The sequence below is a fragment of the Bacillus pretiosus genome (assembly GCF_051294775.1).
Lineage (GTDB): Bacteria > Bacillota > Bacilli > Bacillales > Bacillaceae_G > Bacillus_A > Bacillus_A wiedmannii.
The window spans coordinates 1-297 of record NZ_JBPPHF010000283.1; the positions used below are offsets into that span (position 1 = coordinate 1).

Annotated in this window: 1 pseudogene; it reads left to right on the forward strand. The window is 34.0% G+C overall.

From position 1 onward, the window contains the following. Positions 1-23: 23 nt before the first annotated feature. Positions 24-248 (forward strand): annotated as a pseudogene (gene yabQ / locus ACSG5Z_RS30885) (spore cortex biosynthesis protein YabQ); the annotation flags it as partial. Positions 249-297 lie beyond the last annotated feature (49 nt).

Here is a 297-nt window from a genome sequence, read left to right on the forward strand (position 1 = left end):
GGAATCTTTAGTAAGTTGTTTAAATGAGCCTAACAATTCAGTTGTATACGATGCTCTCAATGATCGCAATGGGTGCTTGGATTGGAGCGTCTTTAGATACATACCAACGATTTTTAAAGCGGCAAGAACGTAAACGTTGGCTTGTATTTATTCATGATATACTATTTTGGATTGTCCAAGCATTTTTCGTTTTTTATGTACTGCTTCTTGTAAATGAAGCTGAACTACGTATATATGTATTTTTGGCATAATTATGTGGTTTTGCGGCATATCAAAGCTAATTGAAAGCAATATACA